Consider the following 21,025-nt stretch of genomic DNA (forward strand, 5'->3'; position numbering starts at 1 on the left):
GAGACAAACGATGCTAAAGTGAATATTGAGGCGATTGCTTCCTAATAGTCACCGATTACGGGTGACCTTCTCAAACACCATCTCCCTGGGCGCGGCCTGGGCTGGGGTGGCGGGGTCTCGGTAGTGGGCTGCGGCGGCTTTCAGTGAGTCGATGAGGATGCGGCCGGGGTAGGAGGGGTGGGAAATCTGTTCCGGTAGTAGCAGTTCCAGTAGCTGGCGACGCGTTGGCTGGTCAGGAAGAGGAAGTCGGGGTTGGCGGCGATGAACCGCCCGTAGGCCTGGTGGTGGGGAGTGCCGGGTTGGTCGATGTCGGTGAGTCCCCGCTTGATCGTGATCATGATGTCAAGCACGTATTCGCCGATGAGCTGGACCACGAAGGGGACGATCCACGGATCTGTGGCGTCGCTGATCTGGCTGAGGTGGCGCTGGCGGATGTGGCCGTCGTGGTGGCGGGTGTAGAGGCAGTGCAGGACCTTGGCCTGTACTGCGGGCAGGCCTGAAAGGTCGTCGGCCGGTACCGGGTTGTACAGGCGGTAGGGGATGGTGATGTGTTCGCCTTGGATCCAGGCGGTGAAAGAGCCCGCGGGTTGGAGGCGCGATTCCGGCAGGGTCTGCACGACGGCGCGGACGTCGGCGGCCAGGGCCGTGGGGAACGCGGGGAGAAGCGCGAGTTCGAGTGCGGTGTCCATGTGACCTATCGGGCGGGTCGAGGTTGCGAGTCCATCTCGACGGTGGTCCTGGATACGGCACGGTCGAGGACGCGGTAGACGGTGGCGCGGCCGGCGGAGAAGACCTCCATCAGCTCGGCGAGGTAGATGCGGTCGTTGGCGACGCCGAGGTCGGCGAGGATCTGCTGCTGGGCGGTGAGGTGTTGGAGGGCTGTCGAGCATCTGGTGAAGCCGATGAGGTCTCCCACCTGCTCACGGTACCGTTTAGCCCCCATCACCGGACACCAGCTACCTACCGGTGGATGACCCAGACCGCGAGTTCATGGCGGCCGCTGCGGCGCATCGGCTGCTCCCCGAGAGCCTGTCAGGGATAGCGGGACGGGGCTTTGGGTCAGGCATCGAGGAGCGCGGCGATGGCGTCGGCGCCGCCTTGATTCAGCCAAGTGGGGAAGTCAAGCAGGTCGGGGTGGCAGTGGCGCAGGGCAGGGATGTCGGCGCGCCACAGTCCCCGTTGGGCGGTGAAGGCACGCGAGGCGTCCTCGTTCAGGTTCAGCTCCTTGCCGGCGACCTGCTGGTAAGTGATCTGGCGTCCGAGGTGCCAGCCGATCAGGCGCACAGTGGCGTTGGGGCTCAGCTCGTCGCCTGCCAGCTCCAAGGCCTGGCCCAGGTATGTGGCCGGGTCGGCGAAGGCGAGGGCGGCGAACGCGCCGATGTCGGTTACGGCGATCAGCTGCACGGGGACGTCGGGGGCGAACAGGTGGCGCAGCACCCCGTCGGGGGAGATGCCGCCCAGCCCCAGCTCGGGGATGGCATGGTTTTCCATGAAGCGCACTGGCCGCAGAACGGTGGCTGGTAGCCCGAGGGCGGCGATGTGCTGCTCGATCGCCCACTTGCTCTCCCAATACGAGATGCCGGTGCCTCGTTCGGCGCCGCCGACGGAAGTGAAGACCAGATGGGCGACCCTGGCCGCTGCGGCGGCGTCTGCCAGGTGCCGGCCGCGCCGGATCTCGCGTTCGGTGTCCAGGTCGTCCGGGGTGACGGCGAAGACGCCGTGGGCGCCGACCATGGCCGCCTTGAGGCTGCCGGGATCGTCCAGGTCGCCCCGGTGCAGTTCGGCGCCTGTCGCGGCCAGTTGGCCGGCGGCTTCGGTGGCGGGGTTGCGGACCAGGATGCGGACCGGCCAGCCGTCGGCCAGCAGGTGCGTGGCGGCGGCTCCGCCCTGCCGGCCGGTGGCGCCGGTGACGAGTATGGGCTTGCCGCTCCTGATCGCGGCGGTTGTGGACGAGAGTGAACGCTCTTGGGGCGTGGTCATGCGGTGGGATCTCCCGAATCATAAGATGAGACTGTCCCGAGAAATATACTGAGACTGTCTCAACTTTGCCAGTGAGGATTCTGCCCATGGACACCGGCACACCGGCGCCCCGGCGCCGCATGCGCGCGGACGCACGCCGTAACTACGAACGGCTGCTGGCCGAGGCGGCGGCCGCCTTCGGCGAGCACGGCGCGGACTTCTCACTGGAGGAGATCGCGCGCCGGGCCGGGGTGGCCAATGGCACGCTCTACGGCCACTTCCCCACCCGGCGTGCACTACTGGAGGCGCTGATGGGTGACCGGATGCGGACCCTGGCCACGACCGGCGAGGAACTGCTCGCCCACCCCTCGCCCTTCGACGGCCTGGCCGCATGGGCGAGGGCGGCGATGGCGCACACGACTCTTTACCGCGGACTGGGAGCCACGTTGATGCAGGCCATCGAGGACGAAACCTCGGAACTGCACACGGCATGCAAGGCGGTGCTCGCCGCTGGAGAGGGGCTGGTGGCGCGGGCCCGGGCAGCCGGTGCTGCGCGGCCGGACGTCACAGCCCCGGACCTGTACGCGCTGGTCAACGCGGCAGCGTGGGCGGGCGAGCAGAGCTCCGCGCTCCAGGCTGAGCGACTGCTGGCCTTCGGGCTGGACGGTTTCCGGGCATCAACCACAGGCGCGGATGATCACATGCCCAGCCAACGATAACGGCGAAACTCGGCTGCGTGCTGAAGATCCTGCCGGCTCCCGAAGCCCGGCCATGAGACCGGACCGTACTCGGCGCCACCGACGGCACCGGCCGGCTCATCGTCCGGCGAACCCGTTGGGTGTGCTCCTTGTCGTGGCAGGGCTGATCGCAATCGCAGGGAGTTGGAGTGTGGCCATGGTAATGACAACACCGGATGAGCCGGCACGGACTGGGAGCAGCGAGGACAGGGCCAGGCTGGAGCGGCTCGAACAGCAGCAGGCCGACGCCTGGGCGCGGGGTTCGCCGCCACATTCACCCAGGACGCCCTCGCCAGCTTCGCCGTCGCCCCGCACACCCGAGGCAAATGGGTCGTCTCCATGGCATGATGGCTCGCTCACGCCGGGTGGTGAACTGGGCGACCCCCCTCACGTTCGCCAGACGTTCAGGCACCGCGCCATGACCCGGAAGGGGATGGCCTGCCCCTTGGTCTGGTCAACGGTGCCTGCCGCAGGCAGTAGACGAGCCAAGTCCCGGTGGCTCCCGGGTAGCCACGAGCGACCCCTCAGCGTACGACGCTGGACTAGAGCATCGCCTCACACCGCTTCATGCTCGATTGGTTCCGCGATCACATTGAGCGGTACGAGCCGCCGAACCGCTGATGGGAGCTGCCGGGCAGCAGCACTGGAACGGCTTGAACGCCATCACGTTGAACAGGCGCACGCTCACCCCGTGCGGGTGATTGTCGCGCAAGAGGTCGGCCACTTCGTTGAGCGGGCCCTTGAATCCTCCCTAAAAGGATCATTAGCCTAAATAAGGAAACGTAGAACCTCGAGCATGCATGCGTTTGGTACCTGCATGGGAGGTACGGTGACACCGGATTCGACCCCTGCAATCGATCACATTTCTGCCGGATACCACCCGAATCCCGCGCTGTCGATGTCATTGCACGCCGATGCCTACACGGATCCGAAGTGGTTCGACGTCGACCAGCGGGCGATCTTCGCTCGTACGTGGCAGTGGTTATGTCATGTGGAGAAGCTGCGGGAGATGGGAAGCTATGTGACGGGCACGGTGGCCGGGATGCCGATCGTCGCCGTCCGGGACGAGGCCGGCACGCTGCGGGCGTTCTACAACGTGTGCAAGCACCGGGCGCACGAACTGCTGTCCGGGTCCGGCGTCCGGCGCAGCATCGTGTGCCCCTACCACGCCTGGAACTTCGACCTGACCGGCCGGTTGAGGCGAGCACGCAACACCGGCGGCATGCCGGGCTTCGACATCTCCACCGTGTGCCTGGACCAGATCCAGGTCACCGAGTTCGGCGGCATGGTCTACGTCAACCTCGCCCCCGAGGCGGCTTCCCTGTCGGAGCAGGCCGGAGGCCTGGAGGCGGAGATCGAAGCGCGGGCGCCGGACGTGGCCAAGCTGACCCTCGCCCGCCGGCTCACCTACGACATCGCCTCCAACTGGAAGAACGTCGTCGACAACTTCTTGGAGTGCTACCACTGCCATGTGGCCCACAAGGACTTCGTGTCCCTGGTCGACATGAGCACCTACAAGGTCACCACGTACGGGATCTACTCCAGCCACATGGCCCAGGCGGGGCAGACGGAGAACTCCGCCTACGACGTGTCCGGCGCGACGGTCACCGAGCACGCGGTCTGGTGGCTGTGGCCCAACACCTGCCTGCTGCGCTACCCCGGCCGCGGAAACTTCATGGTGCTGCAGATCATCCCTGACGGTCCGGAACGCACTCGCGAGATCTGGGACTTCTACCTGGAGACCGCCGAGCCCAACGAGGCCGAGTCGGACAGCATTCGCTACATCGACGAGGTTCTCCAGGTGGAGGACATCGCCTTGGTGGAGAGCGTCCAGCGCGGGATGCGCACCCCTGCGTTCACCCAGGGAAAGATCGTTTACAACCCCGACGGGTCGGGGTTGTCGGAGCACGCCGTCCATCATTTTCACGGCCTCGTCCTGGACGCGTACCGACACGACTTTGAACGATCCCGCCCGTGATGGGCGTGTGGGCGTTCTGTCCGGGCTGCCGGTTGAAACGTTGGGAGTGTCTCGTTCGTCCTTCAAGGTGTGACCAGCTCACCAGATCTTGACGAGCGACTGAGGGAAGCAGCCGCCCGCATACGCCGGGCCAACCACCTGCGGCGCGTGCGTGAGGCCACCACGGAGCAGATCCAGCGAGCCCACCGCACCCTGGCCGACCTGGAGCTGGAGCTGTCCCTGGAGGAGGACGACGTCACCCGCTTGGAAGGCGGATTATCCGCCGTCCTGGCCCGCCTGCTGGGTAACCGCGAGGAGCGGCTGGACCGTGAACGTGCCGAGGCGGCCGCCGCCAGGCAGCGGGTCGAGGGCCACCAGGCCCGCCTGTCCCAGCTTGAGGCGGATGCGCGTGCGGCCGAGGACGAGCTGGCCGGGCTCGCGACGGCCCCGGAGGAGTACGCAGAATTGCTGGCCGAGAAGGAGCGGCAGCTCATCAGCGATGGTGATGCCCGTGCCAGGGAGTTGGCCGACCTCGCTGCCACCCTCGACCGTGTGACGGCGGACGTGCGTGAGCATGCGCAGGCCCATCGGGCCGGGCGGGCCGCACGTGACGCGCTGGGTCATGTGCTGCGCCATCTGAACTGGGCCGTGAACGCCTCCACCTGGGACATGTTCGGCGGCGGCGTGATCGCCGACCTGATCGAGTCCAACCGGCTGGACGCCGCCGACGAGGCTGCCTGGCACGCCCAGCGGGCCCTGGACGTCTTCTCCCGCGAGCTGGCCGACGTCGGCGTCTCCGCGCGTCCTCACCTGCCGCAGGTGGACACGCGGTGGTTCGTCGACTTGTTCTTCGACAACATCATCACTGACGTGATCAAGCATCAGCGCATCGAGAACACCCGCGCCGAGGTCGACAAGACGATCCAATGGGTCCAGGAGACAGGCGCCCACCTGCGGGCCCGCCACACCGAGCTGTCCGCCGAGCGTAAGCGGCTGCTGGCCAGACGGGAGAGACTGCTGCGCGGTTAGGCAGCACCTCCTGGCTGTACTTCCCTGATCAGCCCAGCAGCAGCCAGCGCAGGATGTCCGGCGTGGCGGCGAAATGACCGGCGTGGCCTGCCTCCGGATCAGCCAGCAGTTCCGCTGCGGGGACCCGGGCGGCGATCCACCGGGCGTGCGTCACCGGGATGACCGTGTCGAGCTCGCCATGCCAGACGCGGGCGGGCGCCGAGATGGCGGCCGGGTCAAAGCCCCACGGCAGGCCGTACAGAGCCATCTCGTCGTCGATCCAGCCATCCTTGCCCGGGCGGACCGCCTCGGCGAAGGCAGCACCCAGCATCGCCCGGACCTCCGGCCTGGCCAGGACCGCCTGCTCGGCGGCGGGCAGCAGGGAGGCAGGGCTCTGGCCCTCCTCGTCGTCCTGGGCGAACAGCTCCACCAGCGCCTCGCGCCCGCGCAGGGCCGCAGCCGACGACCTGCGGTTGGACTCCATCATCCCGGCACCCCACTCCAGCCCCTCGGCATCGACCGGGGCCGGGCTTGCCAGCGTCGCCACGCGGGTCACCCGTTCGGGGCGTAGGGCAGCGAAGGCCAGCGCGTGCGGGCCGCCGCCAGAGACGCCGAACAGCGGGAAGCGCTCCAGACCCAGCTCGTCGGCGATGGCCTCGATGTCGGCCGCCGCGTCGGCCACGCTGCGGCCCCGGTGCGCCTCGGACTCACCGAAGCCGGGGCGGTCGTAGGTGATCAGCCGTACGTTCAGGTCAGTGAACAGGCTGTCGTCGGGGTAGCGGGCCAGCCTGCTCATGGGCGAGCCATGCGTGTACAGCACCGGAACACCGCCGGGCACGCCCCACTCCTCGACGGCAAGCAGACGGCCGCCGGAACTCTTCACTCTATGCACACCCGCAAAGGTAGCCCGCCCCACCCGGCCCCCACCGCCCGTACGCGCTTGGCGTAACGAAGCGCACCTTCCAAGGCTCAGCTGATCAGTGCGGTCGAAGGTGCCGGCGGGGTCCGCGTTCGTCACCAAGTCGAGTATCCGCGAACACTGCTGATCGGCACTTGAAGGTCGGTGAAGCCGGCGATCTTGACGTTCACCGTGCCGGCCGTCTCGGGCAGCGCGAAAAGGCTCCAGAATTCGCGTTGCCGGCTGGGGTCGAACTTCTCGGTGCCCAGGCGTACGCCGGACACGTCGGTGCAGGCGCAATAGGAGTCCACGCTGTCGCCGTCGGCCACTTGGAGACGGGCGGGCAGGTACTGGCGGCGGGCCGCCACGTCGGTAAGCGTGATGTTGGAGGCGGCCCGGCGCTTGAACGACGTCCAGTCCTGTGCCCGGTGGAGTTCGTTGAACCGGGCTTCGCTGTCGCCCTGGTTCGTGATCCGGTACGTCAGCAGCCCGAGGTCGCCCGCCAGCCGTCGCAGGCCGGTGATCTCCATGGAGATCGGCTGGCCGTCCGCCTTGCCGGTTCCCGTCAGACCTGTCGTGCCCGGAGCGGGGGTCGTGGGTGGCGTGGCGGCCGTGGCCGGCTGAGGCTTGGCGAATGCCACCGTGACGCGGCGGTTGCGGCGTTTGCCCTCGTCGGTGTCGTTGTTGTACAGCGGGCGGCGTGAGCCGTACCCCTTGGCCTGGAAGTCCACGCCCTGCCTCGTGACCACCGTGGACAGCGCCTGGCGCACGGCCTGGGCGCGGCGGGTGGACAAGGGGTCGTTGATGGCGTCGGTGCCGGAGGAGTCCGCATGCCCCTCCACCTTCACGCTCGCGCCGGACGAGGCATCGACGAGCTTCGCCGTGCGGGCCAGGATCGTTTTCGCCTTGGGCGTGAGCGTGGCCTTGTTGACCGCGAACAGCACGTCGGAGGAGAGGCTTACATGAAGATCCGTGCCGTCGTCGGCTGTCTCCTCCGTCCTGTCGAGTGATTCGGATGGGGTCACGAGGCGGCGGGTGACGGTGGTGACGGGCTCGGCGTCCGGGTCGGGGATCGTCATCCCAGGCGGTGTGACCGGTGGGTCGTCGCTGATCGGGACGTCTACCATCGGCGGCCCTACGGGGGTGACGACCGTGGTGCTCACGGGGTTGCCGGAGGGGGCGGGCATGACCGCGTACAGGCTGATGGACTGGCCCGGGTCGATGAAGTGGTCGAGGTCGTCACGGTCCTGGTCACTGCACAGACACGGGAAGTCGGCCGGTTGGTAGGGCAGGATCCAGGTACGTGCCTGGGCGTCGAGCACTCCGATGCCGGAGGCCCATCGGATCTTGCCGATCGGGCGGGTGTTGTCGCTCATCTCGCCGGTCCACGACAGTTTTTTCTCGCTGCCGGTGTTGGTCAGCTTGACCTGGGCGATCAGGTGCTTGCCTTTGACCCGGTTGAGCCCGACCACCTCGACTTTGAGGTTCTCGGTCATCGTGCTGGATGTTTGCGCGAGTGCCGGGCGGGTGTCCTGGGTGGTGATGCTCGCGTCGGCTGAGGGCGGCGGGGCGGTGGAGGGGGGCGTTGGAGCCGGTGGGGCGGACGTGCGTGGCGCGGCTTCGGGGGACAGGGCACAGGCTGAGGCCGCGAACAGAGCGATCAAAGGGATGGTGATCCGGGAACCCATTCGGGACATACTGCCGCATTCATATAGTGATGGTGTAATTATCGACAGTTTGGGCGGATTCATCGCCGGCCATCAGCAGGCGCCGACGCCAGACAGAAAGTTTCAGGGGGACCCGCACCTCTGAAAAATATTTGAGCAGAAGGCGCAAAAGTCTGGACCAGCAGCTTCTCCAGGGCGACGATGCGATCACTGATCAAAGACCGCGGATATGCCCAGACGCCCGTTGCCCCGGGCGTAACCCCAGCTCAGGACAGCCGAGTGGCGGATCGCGTACCGGACGTTGATCGCGCCACGGCGGCACGGAAGGGCGGGTCGCACCGTCGAGACCGTCTCCTCACCCCCAACAAGACCCGCCGGGTTGTCGCGCCTCCGATGACACGCTGAGCACCGCACACCTCGCTCAGCCAGCTGCCCCGTAAGCACCTGGAGAAGGTTAATGGATCTGCCGAGTGAGTTAGACCTACCCCACTCCCGATGGAACGGCCTTCAACGAACCCCACAGGATCCGGATCGCCCGGACACGTCGTGGAATCGCTTCGCGACGCAAGAGGCCAAGCCCGAATCGCGCTGGCCACGCAGGCTGGCCCCTGTTCTCTCGATCGTCCTGCTGGTGGAGATGGCGTACGCCATGCCCGCCTACGCGGCCCCGCGCTCGGCGCCGGCCGTGCAGAAAGAAGCGCCGGTGACGGGCGGGAAGGTCCCCGTCAAGTCGCCCCTGGCGGATCCCGTCGCCAAGCAGGCGTGGAAGGCGGCGCCGGCCGTCACCTGGCCCAAACCGCAGAAGGCGGAGCTGGGCGGCTCCGCCTCCACTCTGGCGGCCGGCTTCCCGGTGAAGCTGGCGCCGGAGACGGCCAAGGCGGCGAAGGCGACGGCCCCGATCAGTGTCGAGCTGCTCGACACCGACCTGCTCGGCCTGGCGATGCGAGTCACGCCGGGGCAGGGGGTGGCAGCGGCGGCTGCGGCCAAGCCAGTCAAAACCCGCCTGGAGGTGGACTACTCCGGCTTCCGTTACGCCTACGGCGGTGACTACGGCTCCCGGCTGCGCATGGTGAAGCTGGAGGAGTGCGCGCTCACCGGCGCGGCCGGCTGCGCTCAGCCGCAGCCGGTGAAGAGCGACAACAACGCCAAGAACGGCACGGTGAGCGCCGAGGTCGAGACGGGCGGCCTGTACGCGCTGACCGCGGCGGCGTCCGGCCCGTCGGGCGACCATGCCGCCACCTCTTTGACGGCTTCGTCCGACTGGAGTGTGGGCCCTCAATCGGGTGACTTCACCTGGGGCTATGAGCTGCGCACGCCTCCGGCGCTGGGCGGTGAGGAGCCGGGCGTGTCGCTGGGCTACTCCTCGCAGAGCGTGGACGGGCGCACCTCCTCCACCAACAACCAGGCGTCCTGGGCGGGTGAGGGCTTCGAGCTGAACCCGGGCGGCTACATCGAACGCCGTTACAAGTCCTGCATGCTCGACGGCAAGAAGACCGGCGATCTGTGCTGGGACCAGGACAACGCCACCATGTCCCTGGGCGACTCGTCGGTCGAGCTCGTCAAGGACGCCACCACGAAGCAGTGGCGGCCCAAGCGGGACGACGGCACCCGGATCGAGGCGCTGACCGGCGCCACGAACGGCGACAACAACGGCGAGTACTGGCGGGTCACCACTCCGGACGGCACGCAGTACACCTTCGGCCTGAACCGCCTGCCCGGCTGGGTGAGCGGCAAGGCGGAGACGAAGTCGGTGCAGACGGTGCCGGTGTTCGGCAACAACAGCGGCGAGCCCTGCTACAACAGCACCCCGGCCAACGCCTGGTGCCAGCAGGCGTACCGGTGGAACCTCGACTACGAGGCGGACACCCACGGCAACGCCACCACATACTGGTACACGCAGGAGACCAACTACTACGGCCGCAACATGAAGCCGGAGCTCGGCACCCAGTACGTCCGGGGCGCCTACCTGGCTCGCATCGACTACGGCTACCTGAAGAACGAGCTGTTCACCAAGGCGCCGACCGCTCGCGTGGTGTTCGAGACTGCCGAGCGCTGCCTGCCCAGCGGGAGCATCACCTGCGCGCCCGAGCAGCTCAAGAAGGAGACCGCGGGTTCCTGGCCGGACGTCCCCTTCGACCAGATCTGCGACGCCGGAGTGAAGTGCACCGACCGCACCACCCCGACGTTCTTCACCCGCAAGCGCCTGGCCAAGGTCACCACCCAGGTGCTCAACGCCTCCGGCCAGTACTACGCGGTGGACTCGTGGGCGCTGAAGCACCAGTTCCCCGCTTCGGGTGACGGCATGAGCCCGGCGCTGTGGCTGGCCTCGATCCAGCAGAGCGGTCACGTAGGCGGCACGCTGTCGCTGCCGCCGGTCACCTTCATCGGTGTCCAGCTCCCGAACCGGGTGGACGCCAACGAGGGCCGCGCCCCGCTGGTCAAGTGGCGGGTCCAGGCGGTCAACAACGAGTCCGGCGGTGAGCTGCGGATCAACTACTCGGCCGCCGACTGCAAGCCGGGCGACGTCCCCACGGCGGACAAGAACACCAGGCGCTGCTTCCCGCAGCGCTGGGCCCCGCCGAACGAGGCGGAGGTCACCGACTGGTTCCACAAGTACCTGGTCACCCAGACGATCGAGGTCGACAGGGTCGCGGGCTCGCCGAACGTGGTCACCGACTACGAGTATCTCGACGGCGCGGCCTGGCACTACGCCGACAACATCCTGGTCAAGCCCGAGCACCGCACGTGGGCGGACTTCCGAGGGTTCGGCCGGGTTCGCGTCCGCGAGGGCGACGGCCAGGACGGCAAGCGCACGCTGACGGAGTTCCGCTACTTCCGCGGCATGCACGGCGACAAGCAGGCCGACGGTTCCAAGCGCAGCGCGCAGGTCGAGGACACCGAGGGCGTCAAGCTGGACGACCTCGACCAACTCGCGGGGTTCGAGCGGGAGGAGATCCTGTTCGACGGTGACGGCGGGGCGCTGCTGACCGCGACCGCACAGGAGCCGTGGTCGGTCAAGACGGCCGAGTCCACGCAGGGCGGCGTCACCAAGGCCGCGCACGTGGTGCAGCCCAAGTCCATGGTCACCCGCACCGCGCTGCCCGGGGACAAGTGGCGGCGTACCGGCGAGGAGCGCTCGTACGACACCAAGGGCCTGCTCCTCCAGGTAGACGAAAAGGGCGACCTGGCCAGCGGCGATGACGACCAGTGCACCCGCTACAGCTACGCCCGCAACGACACCTCCTGGATGCTCGACTACCCCAGCCAGGTCCAGAAGGTCGCCGCGGGCTGCGGCACCTCCGTGGCCAAGCTGGCGGCGGACGAGGTCATCTCCGACGAGAAGGTCCAGTACGACGGACAGGCGCACGGTCAGGCCCCGACCAAGGGCGATGTGACCTCGGTTCAGGAGCTCGTCTCGGCGGACGGCGCGACGATCACCGGCACCACCCGCACCTATGACGCCTACGGCCGTGAGACCAGCGAGACGGACCCGGTCGGCACCAAGGCCGTCACCACCTACAGCCCGGCCTCGGGCGCGCTCGCGACCGAGACCACGGAGACCAACCAGTTGGGCCACGTCGAGCGCACCCTGCTCGAACCGGCCTGGGGCGAGCCCGTCGCCGAGATCGACGCGAACAACCGCCGCGTGGACATGGAGTACGACGCGCTCGGCCGTCTGACCAAGGTCTGGCAGCCCGATCGGAGCAAGGCGGGCGGCCAGTCGCCCAGCACCGAGTACTCCTACACGATGCGCACCGACGGGCCGAGCTACGTCACCACCAAGACGTTGCGCGCGGACGGCGGCTACACCACCAGCCACGAGCTGTACGACGGCCTGATGCGCGAGCGCCAGACCCAGGAACCCGCGCCGACGGACGACCAGACGCAGGATCCCGCGCTGCGTGACGGGCGCACGATCACCGACACCATCTACAACTCCCAGGGCGAGGAGTACAAGGCCAACACCGGCTACTTCGCCACGGGCACGCCGTCCACCGACCTGCTCGCGGTCGCCGACACCGACGTGCCCAACCAGGTCATCTCGCTGTTCGACGGAACGGGCGAGCCCAACGCCGAGATCCTCAAGGTGAAGGGCGTGGAGAAGTACCGGGTGACGGCCAAGGAGGAGGGCGACCGGCTCCACGTCACACCGCCGCAGGGCGGCACGGCGACGACCCGCATCGGTGACGCCGAGGACCGCCTGATCGAGCTGCGCCAGTACAAGGGCGCGACCCCGACCGGCGAGTACGACTCCACCAAGTACACCTACGACACGGCCGGACGCCTGTTCACGGTGACCGACCCGGCGGGCAACGTGTGGAAGCACCACTACGACCTGCGCGGCCGGGAGATCAAGACCGAGGACCCGGACAAGGGCGTCACGACCACCACCTACAACGACGCCGACGAGATCGTCACCACCACCGACGGGCGCGGCAAGACGCTCTGGTACGGCTACGACGCCCTGGGCCGCAAGACCCAGCTGCGCGAAGGATCCGCCACCGGCACGCTGCTGGCCGAGTGGAAGTACGACGCGCTGGCCAAGGGAGAGCTCAACGCCAGCATCCGGTACGTGGGCGGGCAGGCGTACACGGCCGAGATCAACGCCATCGACGCCGACTACCGCACCCTGCGCCAGACCGTCACCATCCCGGCACGGGAGGGCAAGCTCGCCGGCTCCTACCAGCTCAACACCCGCTACACGCTCGACGACCAGGTCCAGTCGGCCAGTTTCCCGGCGGGCGGCGGCCTGGCGGAGGAGTCGGTCGTGTACACCTACGACGGGCTCAGCCAGCCGACCAAGGTCACCGGGCTGTCGGCGTACGTGGGCATGACCCGCTACTCCAAGATGGGCGAGACCCTCCAGTACGAGCTGGGCGAGGGCGCCAAGAAGACCTGGCTGACCTACACCCATGACGAGGGCACCCGCAGGCTCAGCAGCATGCGGCTGGACCGGGCAGGTGCCGCCGCCAGCGATCTGGACCTCAATTACAGCTACGACGCGGCCGGCAACGTCACCAAGATCGCCGACAAGGCGAGCGGTCAAGACACGCAGTGCTTCAAGCACGACTATCTGCGCCGGTTGACCTCGGCGTGGACGGCCACCGACGACTGCGCCTCCGGCCCGACCGGGGACAAGATCGGCGGCGTGGCCCCGTACGCGGTCAGCTACGCCTACGACGTCACCGGAAACCGGACCAAGGAGACCAAGCACGCCTGGGGCGGCGCGGCCGAGCAGGCGCGCACCTTCACCTACCCGGCGGCGGGCGGCAAGCAGCCGCACGCGCTGCAGACCGTCGGCGCCGACCTCTTCGAGTACGACGCCGCCGGCAACACCACCCGGCGCAAGGTCGGCACCTCCGACCAGAGCCTGGTCTGGGACGCCGAAGGCAACCTGGAGTCGGTGACCGAGGCCGGCAAGACGACCTCGTTCCTCTACGACGCCGACGGTGACCGCCTGATCCGCAAGACCCCCACCGACGCCACCCTCTACATCGACGACATGGAACTGCGCCTCGACTACGCCAAGGACGTCGTCGAGCAGACCCGCTACTACACCATCGGCGGCGAGGCCATCGCCGTACGCACCCCGGACAACCAGGTCTTCTTCATGGCCAACGACCACCAGGGCACCGCGCAGGCCATGGTGAACGCCGGCACAGGAGACCTGGCCGTCCGCAGGCAGACCCCGTTCGGTGAGGATCGAGGGACACCACCACCGTGGTGGCCGGGCCAACGCGGATTCGTCGGCGGCACCAAGGACGCGACCACCGGACTCGTCCACCTCGGCGCCCGCGAGTACGACGCCACGAACGGCCGCTTCCTCTCGGTCGACCCGATCATCGACGAGAGCGATCCGCAGCAGCTCAACGCCTACGCCTACGCCAACAACAGCCCCGTCACCATGACCGACCCCGACGGCCAGATCGTCTGGTTCGTCGTCGGCATCGCGGCGAGGATCGCGGCGCGCGCCATCGCCAGGAAGCTGGCCCAGGCCGCAGCCAGGCGGGCCGCGCAGGCCGCTGCCAGGAGGGCGGCGCTCGCCGCGGCCAGGCGCAGAGCCGCTGCGCTGGCCAGGAAGCGCGCCTTGGAGGCGGCCAAGCGGAGGGCCGCGGAAGCGGCCAAGAAGAAGGCGGCTGAGGCAGCCAGGAAGAGAGCCGCGGAAGCCGCCAGGAAGAGGGCGGCGCAGGCGGCGAGGAAGAAGGCCGCGCTGGCCAGGCAGCGGGCAGCCGCTGCGGCGGCCAGGCGACGAGCGGCAGCGGCAGCGCGCCGGGCCGCGGCGGCCAAGCGCCGAGCCTCGGCTGCGCGCAGGGCGGTGACCAGGCGTGCGAGCAGGCCCAAGAGCACAGTCAGGCATCGGCCCGCCGTCCGTCCGACCAGTCGCAAGGCGGTCCAACGGCAGTCGCCGCCCAAGGCGCAGCGAAACCCGCCGAACACCGGCCAGAGCCAGTCGCGCGGGCTGACCGACGCGCAGAGACGCTCGATCGACGAGCAGTTGGGGAGGGTCCAACCCACCGGGTCCCACCAAGGGACCGCCCGGAGCATGGCTGATGAGATGGCTGACCAGGGCACCGGGCACGGCCCGGCCTCCAAGCCATACACGTCGGACACTCCGTCCTCGAAGACACCGACGATTATCTGGCGCCTCTGGCAGATCCTCAGGCCGCCGGCCACCCCGGGCTAGTCAGAGTGGCAGTGCCGGGCTGCTTTCGGACAGCGGCGACGCCAGTCTGAGCAGCACACGACGCCCAGGCCCTCCTGGCGGCGATGGCCGCCAGGAGGGCCTGGGCGTGGGCGACTGAAGGTGATCATGATGATGGACGCGCGGCTGACCACCCACTGTGACGTTTCCACAGCCTTGGCCCGCTACGACGACCGGGAGCTGGCCGAGTTGCTGGAGCGCGAGGCCGTGCCGCTCGGCACCGGCATCGGCGGGGCGTCCGCGCGGATCGAGGTCGGCGGTTCCTCTGTCTTCGTCAAACGCGTGCCCCTCACCGAGCTCGAACTCCGCCACCCGCACTCGACGGTCAACCTGTTCGGGCTGCCGCCTTTCTGCCAGTACGGCATCGGCTCGCCCGGCTTCGGCGCCTGGCGCGAGCTGGCCGCGCACACGATGACCACCGATTGGGTACTGACCGGCCGGTTCCCCGGCTTCCCGCTGCTGTATCACTGGCGGGTGCTGCCCAACGCCGAGCCCGCCCCGCTGTACGGAGAGCTGGCCGACATCGATCAGGCGGTCACTTTCTGGGAGGGCGCGCCCGGCGTGCGCCGCCGCCTTGAAGCGCTGGCAGGGGCGCCGGCGAGCCTGACGCTCTTCCTGGAGTACTTCCCCTTCAACCTGCACCAGTGGCTGGACGAGCGGGTGCGCACGGGCGACGCCGACCGCGCCTGCGCCCTGGCGGACCAGGGACTGCGAGAGGCCGTGGCCTTCATGAACGCGGGCGGCCTGCTGCACTTCGACGCGCATTTCAAGAACATCCTCACCGACGGGCGCCGGTTCTACCTGACCGACTTCGGGCAGGCCGTGTCGACCCGGTTCGACCTGTCAGAGGAGGAACAAGCCTTTTATCACCGGCACCTCACCTTTGACCGCACGTACACGCTGACGTACCTGGTGAACTGGCTGGCCGGCGCCTTCCACGGCGCCGACTGGCCAGGGCGTCGCGAACTGGTGCGGGGATGGGCTGCGGGAGAGCGGCCCGTCGGCGTGCCCGGCGGGGTCGCGGTCCTGCTGTCGCGGCACAGCCCGCTGGCCACCGTGCTGAACGACTTCTACCACGATCTGCAGAGTGAGAGCAGGAAGACGCCGTACCCGCTGGAGGAGATCCGCCAGGTTGCCGAACGGCACGCCCTGCCGCTCGAGTAACGTCACCCACCGCTTGAGGGAGGTGCACGCCGATCGGGAAGAAGCTCTGCTCTGGCTCGGATTCAGTCCACGGCAAAGAAGCTGGCGTATCTGCCGTGAACAGTCTCGTGCGAGGGAACCGGGATGAAGACCTTGGTCCGGCAGTTCTGGTCTGGGAAGACCAAGATCGTGCCCTCGGTCTGGTTGATGATGGTGGATTGCCCTGTAAAGCCCTGGTGGCAGACGTGGGGCTGTGGATCGTTGATCGTCTTTACCTGGCCGGATGCCGAGTGGATCCGTACAAAACCGGATGCGGCGGAGGCGGGGTCGGCGATGGAGAGGGCGAGCGCTCCGGCGGCGGCTGTGGCGAGGAGAGCTGTAGGGATGGGTCGCATCGGACGTCCTTTCGCGACGAGTAACTGATGCGATCACAGTCTGTAATGAGTCAACTTCGTAAAGTAACTATCGCGGTCGGCACATACTTCTTCCGTGTGACAACGAGGCAGCATGACGCCCCGGCATAGAGCTCGGCCTACCTGGTTCCGGTGAGATTGAGCGGGGTGGTGACGTGCAGGTTCCACTTCAGGCCGGACGGCGCGAGCGCGGAGTCGATCCAGGCGATCGCCGGGGCGCCCTCGGCGTTCATGGTCATGACCAGTCGTTCTCCGAAGCCGCTCCTGTTCTTGGACACCGGGACGCTCTCGCAGCGGCTGCCGGTGCAGATGGCGAGCATGAGCCGTCGTTGATCGAGGCTCTCGAACGCCACCAGCGGACGCCCCGCGCGGTCCAGGGCCAGCGCTGGGACGGAGTGGTACTCGCTTCCGGCACCCAGCGTGCGCACGTCGGCCTGGGCACAGTCGAGGGTGCGGCAGTCGAGCAGTTTGGCCGCATGGTCGCGCAGGTCCCGGTAGGCGATGGCGGGGCGGCCGTCGGGTCGTACCGCCATGGCCAGGCCGGCCGTCCAGACCCGATGGCCGGGGTTCGGTGCCGCGGGGGGCACGGGGCTGGTCACGCGCGGCTGATGGCAGGCGGCATCCAGGCAGGAGATCACATGGATCTGGCCGGTGGCGGGGTCGTACCGGGCGGCGACCGGACGGTCCCCGGGAGCGACGGCGACGGCCAGGTCGTGCTCGTCGGGCGAGTACCCGCCCGCCTCCAGGCGGGCGACCTGCCGGGGTTCCGGGTGCGCGCAGCTCGTGTCCTCGCAGATGATGAAGGAGACGAGGTCGTGAGTCGGCCTGTCGCCGCCCGCCGGGTCTGCGTCGGCGTAGGCCACCACCACGCCGCCGCCCTGTCGCGCGGCCAGCGCCACTCCCACCGACTCCGGTGGCGTGCGCGTTGTCGCGACGGTCCCGCTGCTCCGTTCACACCTGGTCGCCTCGCATGTGAGCAGTTCGAGCCTGGTGGAGGTCCAGGTGGTCAGGAGGAGGCGGCCGTCGGGCAGCCGTGTGCCGGCCGTGCCGGCCTGCCATCGGGTGGCGGAGTCGTGTGGCTCGGCCCACGCGAAGCTCGTCTTCCGGCATGAGGGGTCTGTGCAGGCCAGCAGGCTGGAATGGTCCTCGTAGCCGTCCATCACCGCGATCAGGCTCGCCCCGCGGCCTGTGTACAGGTCCCGGAGGTCGAAGGGGCGCACCTCCGGTCTGCGGTCACCGGAGGCGGAGGACTTTTCGGGCGGCCAGGACGCCGTCACGTTCGTCTCGCTGATCTCCGGCCACGCGAATGGGTTGACCAGCACGAGTCCGCTGAACAGCAGTCCGGGCAGCAGCGCCACCGCCAGGAGGACGGGCCGTACCGCGCGCGGCGGCGGACCATCAGGCAGGCCGTGCGCCAGGTCCGAGTCGTCCACCTTGGTACGCCAGGCCATGCAATGGAGGAACTGGCGAGCGACCACGGCGGCTTGGAAAGGCGTTACGGCCAGCCCGAGCACGGTACCGGCCAGGCCCCATCCGAGGACCGCGAGCGGGCCGGGGAGCAGGCTCAGCCCTGACCAGAAAGCCCACAACGCCGCGCCGGGAACGAGGACGACCCCGAAGGCAAGCGTGAACGACGCCGGCAGGAAACTCAGCTCGGTCAGGCGATAGGCGCGGCCGATCGAGCCCAGCCCTGAGCAGCCGTGCAACAGGATGGCCGGCACGGTCAGCAGACAAGGCATCGCCGCGTACGCGGCCGCCACCAGCACCACTGTGGCCAGCCAATGCCGATCGGCAACGACAAGAACACCGGCCCCCACGGCCCCGGCCAGCGCGACTGCCAGGAGCGGGACGAGCAGGGACGGCAGCCGCCGCACCGTCGCCCGCAACGCCTCGACGGGCGACATCTGCCGGTCGACCAGATGACCCGCGGCGATGATCACCGTCGCTGGGAACACCACGACCTGCCCGGCGAGCGCGACCGCCGCAAGCACGAGCATCCAGGTCAGCAACGGGGCATCGGACGTCCCGATCAGCTGGAACCGCTGGTTGACCAGCGCCGCCGAATCGCCGGTCGCCACCATCAGCGCCAGTAGGGACAGCGCGGCGAGAGGTACGTGCACCAGCACACCGGGCAACGCGAGCCGCATCAGATGCCGCCCGGCGTCCAGATAGCTCCGGAACGGCACACCGCCCTTGCGCAGTCGCTCGACGTGCTCCATCAAGGTCACCGGCTCCTTGCGTCATCGAAGGGTGAGCGGCTTGGTCACGACCAGGTCCCAGTCCTCCCAACCCCCGACGTCTATCCAGGCGAGCACCGGCCGGCCGCGGCCGTCCAGCGCCATGACCAGGCCGTGGTCACCACCGCGCGGGATCGTCGTGATCGGAGTCCGTGTGCAGCGCGTCCCCGTGCAGGTGGCGATGACGATCTGTTCGCGGTCGAGGTCCTGGAAGGCCACCAAGGCCCGTCCCGCCCGATCCAGCACCATCGCCGGCCCCGCGTGGCGCTCACCAGGTGTGGTCAGCATGGCTTTGTCGGCCTGCGCGCACGTGCGGGTGCGGCAGTCGAGCAGCTTGATCGTGCCGTCCGCCATGTCCTGGTAAGCGATCAGCGGACGGCCGTCGGCCCGGATGGCCATGGTGGCGTGGGGCTGACCGCGGCGGTCGAACACGTAGCCGGGCGAATCATCCCCGAGGGGCTGCTCCACGCGTGCCCGGGCGCAGGCGGGGTCGTCGCAGGAGACCACGTGGATGGCACCGCTGTCGTGGTCCAGGCGGAGCACGACGGGGTGGTCGTCCGGGTCCACGCCGGCGATGAGGTCGCGTCCGCCGCCGGTGTACCTGTTGACGGGGACCTTGGCGACCTGTTTCGTGCGTGGACGGGTGCAGGCCGGATCGTCGCAGGTGGTGACCGCGAGCACTTCCTTGTCGTCGTCACTCTTTTCCGAGAGCCCGAGGAGCTGGGCGACCAGCAGGCCGCCGCCGGGCCGCGCCGCCAGGGCGACGACGCTGTTCTGGCCGCCCCACGTCACCTCCGCGAGGGTCTTGCCGCCGGGGGCCGGCACACAGGCGGTCGCGTCGCAGAACAGCAGTCCGAGCCGGGCACGCCAGTTCTCGTCGTCAACCCAGTGGTAGCGCTCGTCCACTGCCCATGTCGTCACGGCGAGGCGGCCGTCTGCCAGCCGGGCGCCGGCCGATGTCCGCCTGCCGTCGACGGCGGTCGGCTCTGCCCAGGTGAGCCGAGAGCGGGCGCAACTGCTGTCTGCGCATGTCAGCAGCTTCGCCTCGCGGGTGTCGTCCATGAGCATGACCATGCGCTCACCCTGCTCCGCGTACAGGGCTTGCAGGCCTGACCCATCGAGCCTCGGTTGCTGGCGCCCGTCCGCCCCGTAGTCTGAACCGCGGGGCACGTTCTTGGTGACGACCGTCTGGGAGACCTCCAGCCAGCCGAGCGGGTTGATCAGCACCGCGCCGCCATACAGCAGGCCGGGCAGCAGTAGCGCCGCGAGCACCGGCACGAGCCTGGCCGCGCGGGGCGGACCTTCCGGCAGGCCGTCGACGATCTCCTTGAACTCGGTGATCGTCCCCTTGATGACCAGGCGGTGCAGGAACAGGCGGGCGATCACGGCTGCCTGGAAGGGCACGGTGACCAGCGCCAGCACGTAGCCGGCCACGGCCGGCACGATGGGCAGTCCGGACACGGCCCAGTTCACCGCCTGGGCGGCCAGCATGGGGAAGAGCGCGACACCGAAGGCCAGCGTGAGTGCGGTCGCCCACGAGGCACCGACCGTCAGCCGGTAGGCGCGAGCGAGGGCGCTCTTCACGGACCGGCCCTCCAGCACCACGGGCGCCACGGCCAGCAGGCACGGCATCGCGAACAAGGCCAGGACCGCCATGACGGCGTATGCCGTGACCTCCGCCTTGATCCACAGGAGAATGCCGAGCCCGGCCGCCAAGGTCACCGCGAGCGCCGTCACGCCGACCAGGATGAGCACTGCCATCGCGGGCCAGCGCCGGGCCGCGGCCCGCATCGCGCCGGAGACGGCGACGTCCTTGCCGACCAGCAGTCCGGCGGCGAGCACCACCGTCGCGGGCAGTGCCACCGCCTGCCCGGCCACTGAGACGACCAGCACTGCCGCCGACCACACCAGCAACGGCGTGCCAGGCGTGCCGACCAGCTCGAAGTCGCCGTTGACCACCGCCGCCGAGTCGTCCACGAGGACAGCCAACGCCGGCACCGCGAGCAAGCCGATCGGCAGAAACACCAGTAAAGCGGGCGCCAGCAGCCTGATCAGGTTCCGTGCCGTGAAAGCGTAGGCGAGCCAGACCACGCCGTGCTGCCGCACCTTGTCCCGGGCGTGCGTGTGGCGATCGTCCTTCGGGCGCTCATCGATCAACTGGCTCATTGTCCGTCCCGTCGCCGCAGGTGAAATCAGTCTTGTGCCGGCTCCGTGAGGAGTCGCGTCGCTTCCACGCCCGCGGCTCAGCACCTGCACCCAAAGGCGGGCCCACCGCCAGCCTGGAGATGGAGGCTTCCAGCGGA

13 protein-coding genes are annotated in these 21,025 nt (G+C 68.7%); 5 read left to right on the forward strand and 8 right to left on the reverse strand.

Translation table 11 applies throughout. The annotated features are described in order from the left end of the window. Nucleotides 1–140 precede the first annotated feature (140 nt). The 3 genes from ACFOY2_RS26555 to ACFOY2_RS26565 form a co-directional block, all read right to left on the reverse strand. Complete coding sequence (locus ACFOY2_RS26555) at nt 141–689, reverse strand: hypothetical protein (RefSeq protein WP_379530795.1); 549 nt, start codon at nt 687–689, stop codon at nt 141–143. A gap of 5 nt (nt 690–694) precedes the next feature. Beyond that, nucleotides 695–916 (reverse strand): hypothetical protein, encoded by a 222-nt coding sequence (locus tag ACFOY2_RS26560; protein WP_379530796.1) that lies wholly within the window; start codon nt 914–916, stop codon nt 695–697. A 143-nt stretch (nt 917–1,059) separates the two neighbouring features. Then, a complete protein-coding gene (locus ACFOY2_RS26565) occupies nt 1,060–1,980 on the reverse strand; it encodes an NmrA/HSCARG family protein (protein ID WP_379530797.1) in 921 nt (306 codons plus the stop codon). Nucleotides 1,981–2,066: 86 nt separating this feature from the next. On the opposite strand from ACFOY2_RS26565, the gene ACFOY2_RS26570 reads away from it, so the two are divergent. The 3 genes from ACFOY2_RS26570 (at nt 2,067) to ACFOY2_RS26580 (ending at nt 5,682) form a co-directional block, all read left to right on the forward strand. Then, the gene (locus ACFOY2_RS26570) at nt 2,067–2,678 is read left to right on the forward strand and encodes a TetR/AcrR family transcriptional regulator (RefSeq protein WP_379530798.1); all 612 of its coding nucleotides are present in this window, start codon (nt 2,067–2,069) and stop codon (nt 2,676–2,678) included. Nucleotides 2,679–3,594: 916 nt separating this feature from the next. Continuing rightward, a complete protein-coding gene (locus ACFOY2_RS26575; RefSeq protein ID WP_379530799.1) occupies nt 3,595–4,674 on the forward strand; it encodes an aromatic ring-hydroxylating oxygenase subunit alpha in 1,080 nt (359 codons plus the stop codon). A gap of 69 nt (nt 4,675–4,743) precedes the next feature. Further along, nucleotides 4,744–5,682 (forward strand): hypothetical protein, encoded by a 939-nt coding sequence (locus ACFOY2_RS26580; protein WP_379530800.1) that lies wholly within the window; start codon nt 4,744–4,746, stop codon nt 5,680–5,682. Between the two features lie 28 nt (nt 5,683–5,710). Here ACFOY2_RS26580 and ACFOY2_RS26585 read toward each other — a convergent pair whose 3' ends face one another. Both ACFOY2_RS26585 and ACFOY2_RS26590 read right to left on the reverse strand, forming a co-directional pair. Beyond that, nucleotides 5,711–6,553 carry an alpha/beta fold hydrolase gene (locus tag ACFOY2_RS26585; protein WP_379530801.1) on the reverse strand — a complete coding sequence of 281 codons (843 nt, stop codon included), beginning with the start codon at nt 6,551–6,553 and terminating at the stop codon, nt 5,711–5,713. A gap of 122 nt (nt 6,554–6,675) precedes the next feature. Then, entirely contained in the window at nt 6,676–8,055 is a 1,380-nt protein-coding gene (locus tag ACFOY2_RS26590) for an OmpA family protein (RefSeq protein WP_379530802.1), read from the reverse strand. Between the two features lie 808 nt (nt 8,056–8,863). Here ACFOY2_RS26590 and ACFOY2_RS26595 point away from each other — a divergent pair. Both ACFOY2_RS26595 and ACFOY2_RS26600 read left to right on the forward strand, forming a co-directional pair. Next, the gene (locus ACFOY2_RS26595; protein ID WP_379531058.1) at nt 8,864–14,911 is read left to right on the forward strand and encodes an RHS repeat domain-containing protein; all 6,048 of its coding nucleotides are present in this window, start codon (nt 8,864–8,866) and stop codon (nt 14,909–14,911) included. 126 nt (nt 14,912–15,037) lie between these two features. Then, on the forward strand, nt 15,038–16,093 hold the full coding sequence (locus tag ACFOY2_RS26600) for a protein kinase family protein (protein ID WP_379530803.1): 1,056 nt from the start codon (nt 15,038–15,040) through the stop codon (nt 16,091–16,093). A 62-nt stretch (nt 16,094–16,155) separates the two neighbouring features. Here the strand turns inward: ACFOY2_RS26600 and ACFOY2_RS26605 are convergent, their stop codons facing one another. The 3 genes from ACFOY2_RS26605 to ACFOY2_RS26615 all read right to left on the reverse strand — a co-directional run bounded on the left by ACFOY2_RS26605 (nt 16,156) and on the right by ACFOY2_RS26615 (nt 20,888). Next, entirely contained in the window at nt 16,156–16,467 is a 312-nt protein-coding gene (locus ACFOY2_RS26605) for a hypothetical protein (protein WP_379530804.1), read from the reverse strand. Between the two features lie 137 nt (nt 16,468–16,604). After that, nucleotides 16,605–18,713 carry a hypothetical protein gene (locus ACFOY2_RS26610; RefSeq protein WP_379530805.1) on the reverse strand — a complete coding sequence of 703 codons (2,109 nt, stop codon included), beginning with the start codon at nt 18,711–18,713 and terminating at the stop codon, nt 16,605–16,607. Between the two features lie 12 nt (nt 18,714–18,725). Continuing rightward, entirely contained in the window at nt 18,726–20,888 is a 2,163-nt protein-coding gene (locus ACFOY2_RS26615; RefSeq protein WP_379530806.1) for a hypothetical protein, read from the reverse strand. Between the last annotated feature and the right edge of the window lie 137 nt (nt 20,889–21,025).

Origin of the sequence: Nonomuraea purpurea (genome assembly GCF_042650645.1) — a bacterium.
Lineage (GTDB): Bacteria > Actinomycetota > Actinomycetes > Streptosporangiales > Streptosporangiaceae > Nonomuraea > Nonomuraea purpurea.

Bases quoted from the DNA above. Each gene is read 5' to 3' on its own strand.
- ACFOY2_RS26555 (WP_379530795.1), bottom strand. From the start codon at position 689: ATGGACACCGCACTCGAACTCGCGCTTCTCCCCGCGTTCCCCACGGCC.
- ACFOY2_RS26565 (WP_379530797.1), bottom strand. From the start codon at position 1,980: ATGACCACGCCCCAAGAGCGTTCACTCTCGTCCACAACCGCCGCGATC.
- ACFOY2_RS26570 (WP_379530798.1), top strand. From the start codon at position 2,067: ATGGACACCGGCACACCGGCGCCCCGGCGCCGCATGCGCGCGGACGCA.
- ACFOY2_RS26575 (WP_379530799.1), top strand. From the start codon at position 3,595: ATGTCATTGCACGCCGATGCCTACACGGATCCGAAGTGGTTCGACGTC.
- ACFOY2_RS26590 (WP_379530802.1), bottom strand. From the start codon at position 8,055: ATGACCGAGAACCTCAAAGTCGAGGTGGTCGGGCTCAACCGGGTCAAA.
- ACFOY2_RS26595 (WP_379531058.1), top strand. From the start codon at position 8,864: ATGGCGTACGCCATGCCCGCCTACGCGGCCCCGCGCTCGGCGCCGGCC.
- ACFOY2_RS26600 (WP_379530803.1), top strand. From the start codon at position 15,038: ATGATGATGGACGCGCGGCTGACCACCCACTGTGACGTTTCCACAGCC.
- ACFOY2_RS26605 (WP_379530804.1), bottom strand. From the start codon at position 16,467: ATGCGACCCATCCCTACAGCTCTCCTCGCCACAGCCGCCGCCGGAGCG.
- ACFOY2_RS26615 (WP_379530806.1), bottom strand. From the start codon at position 20,888: ATGAGCCAGTTGATCGATGAGCGCCCGAAGGACGATCGCCACACGCAC.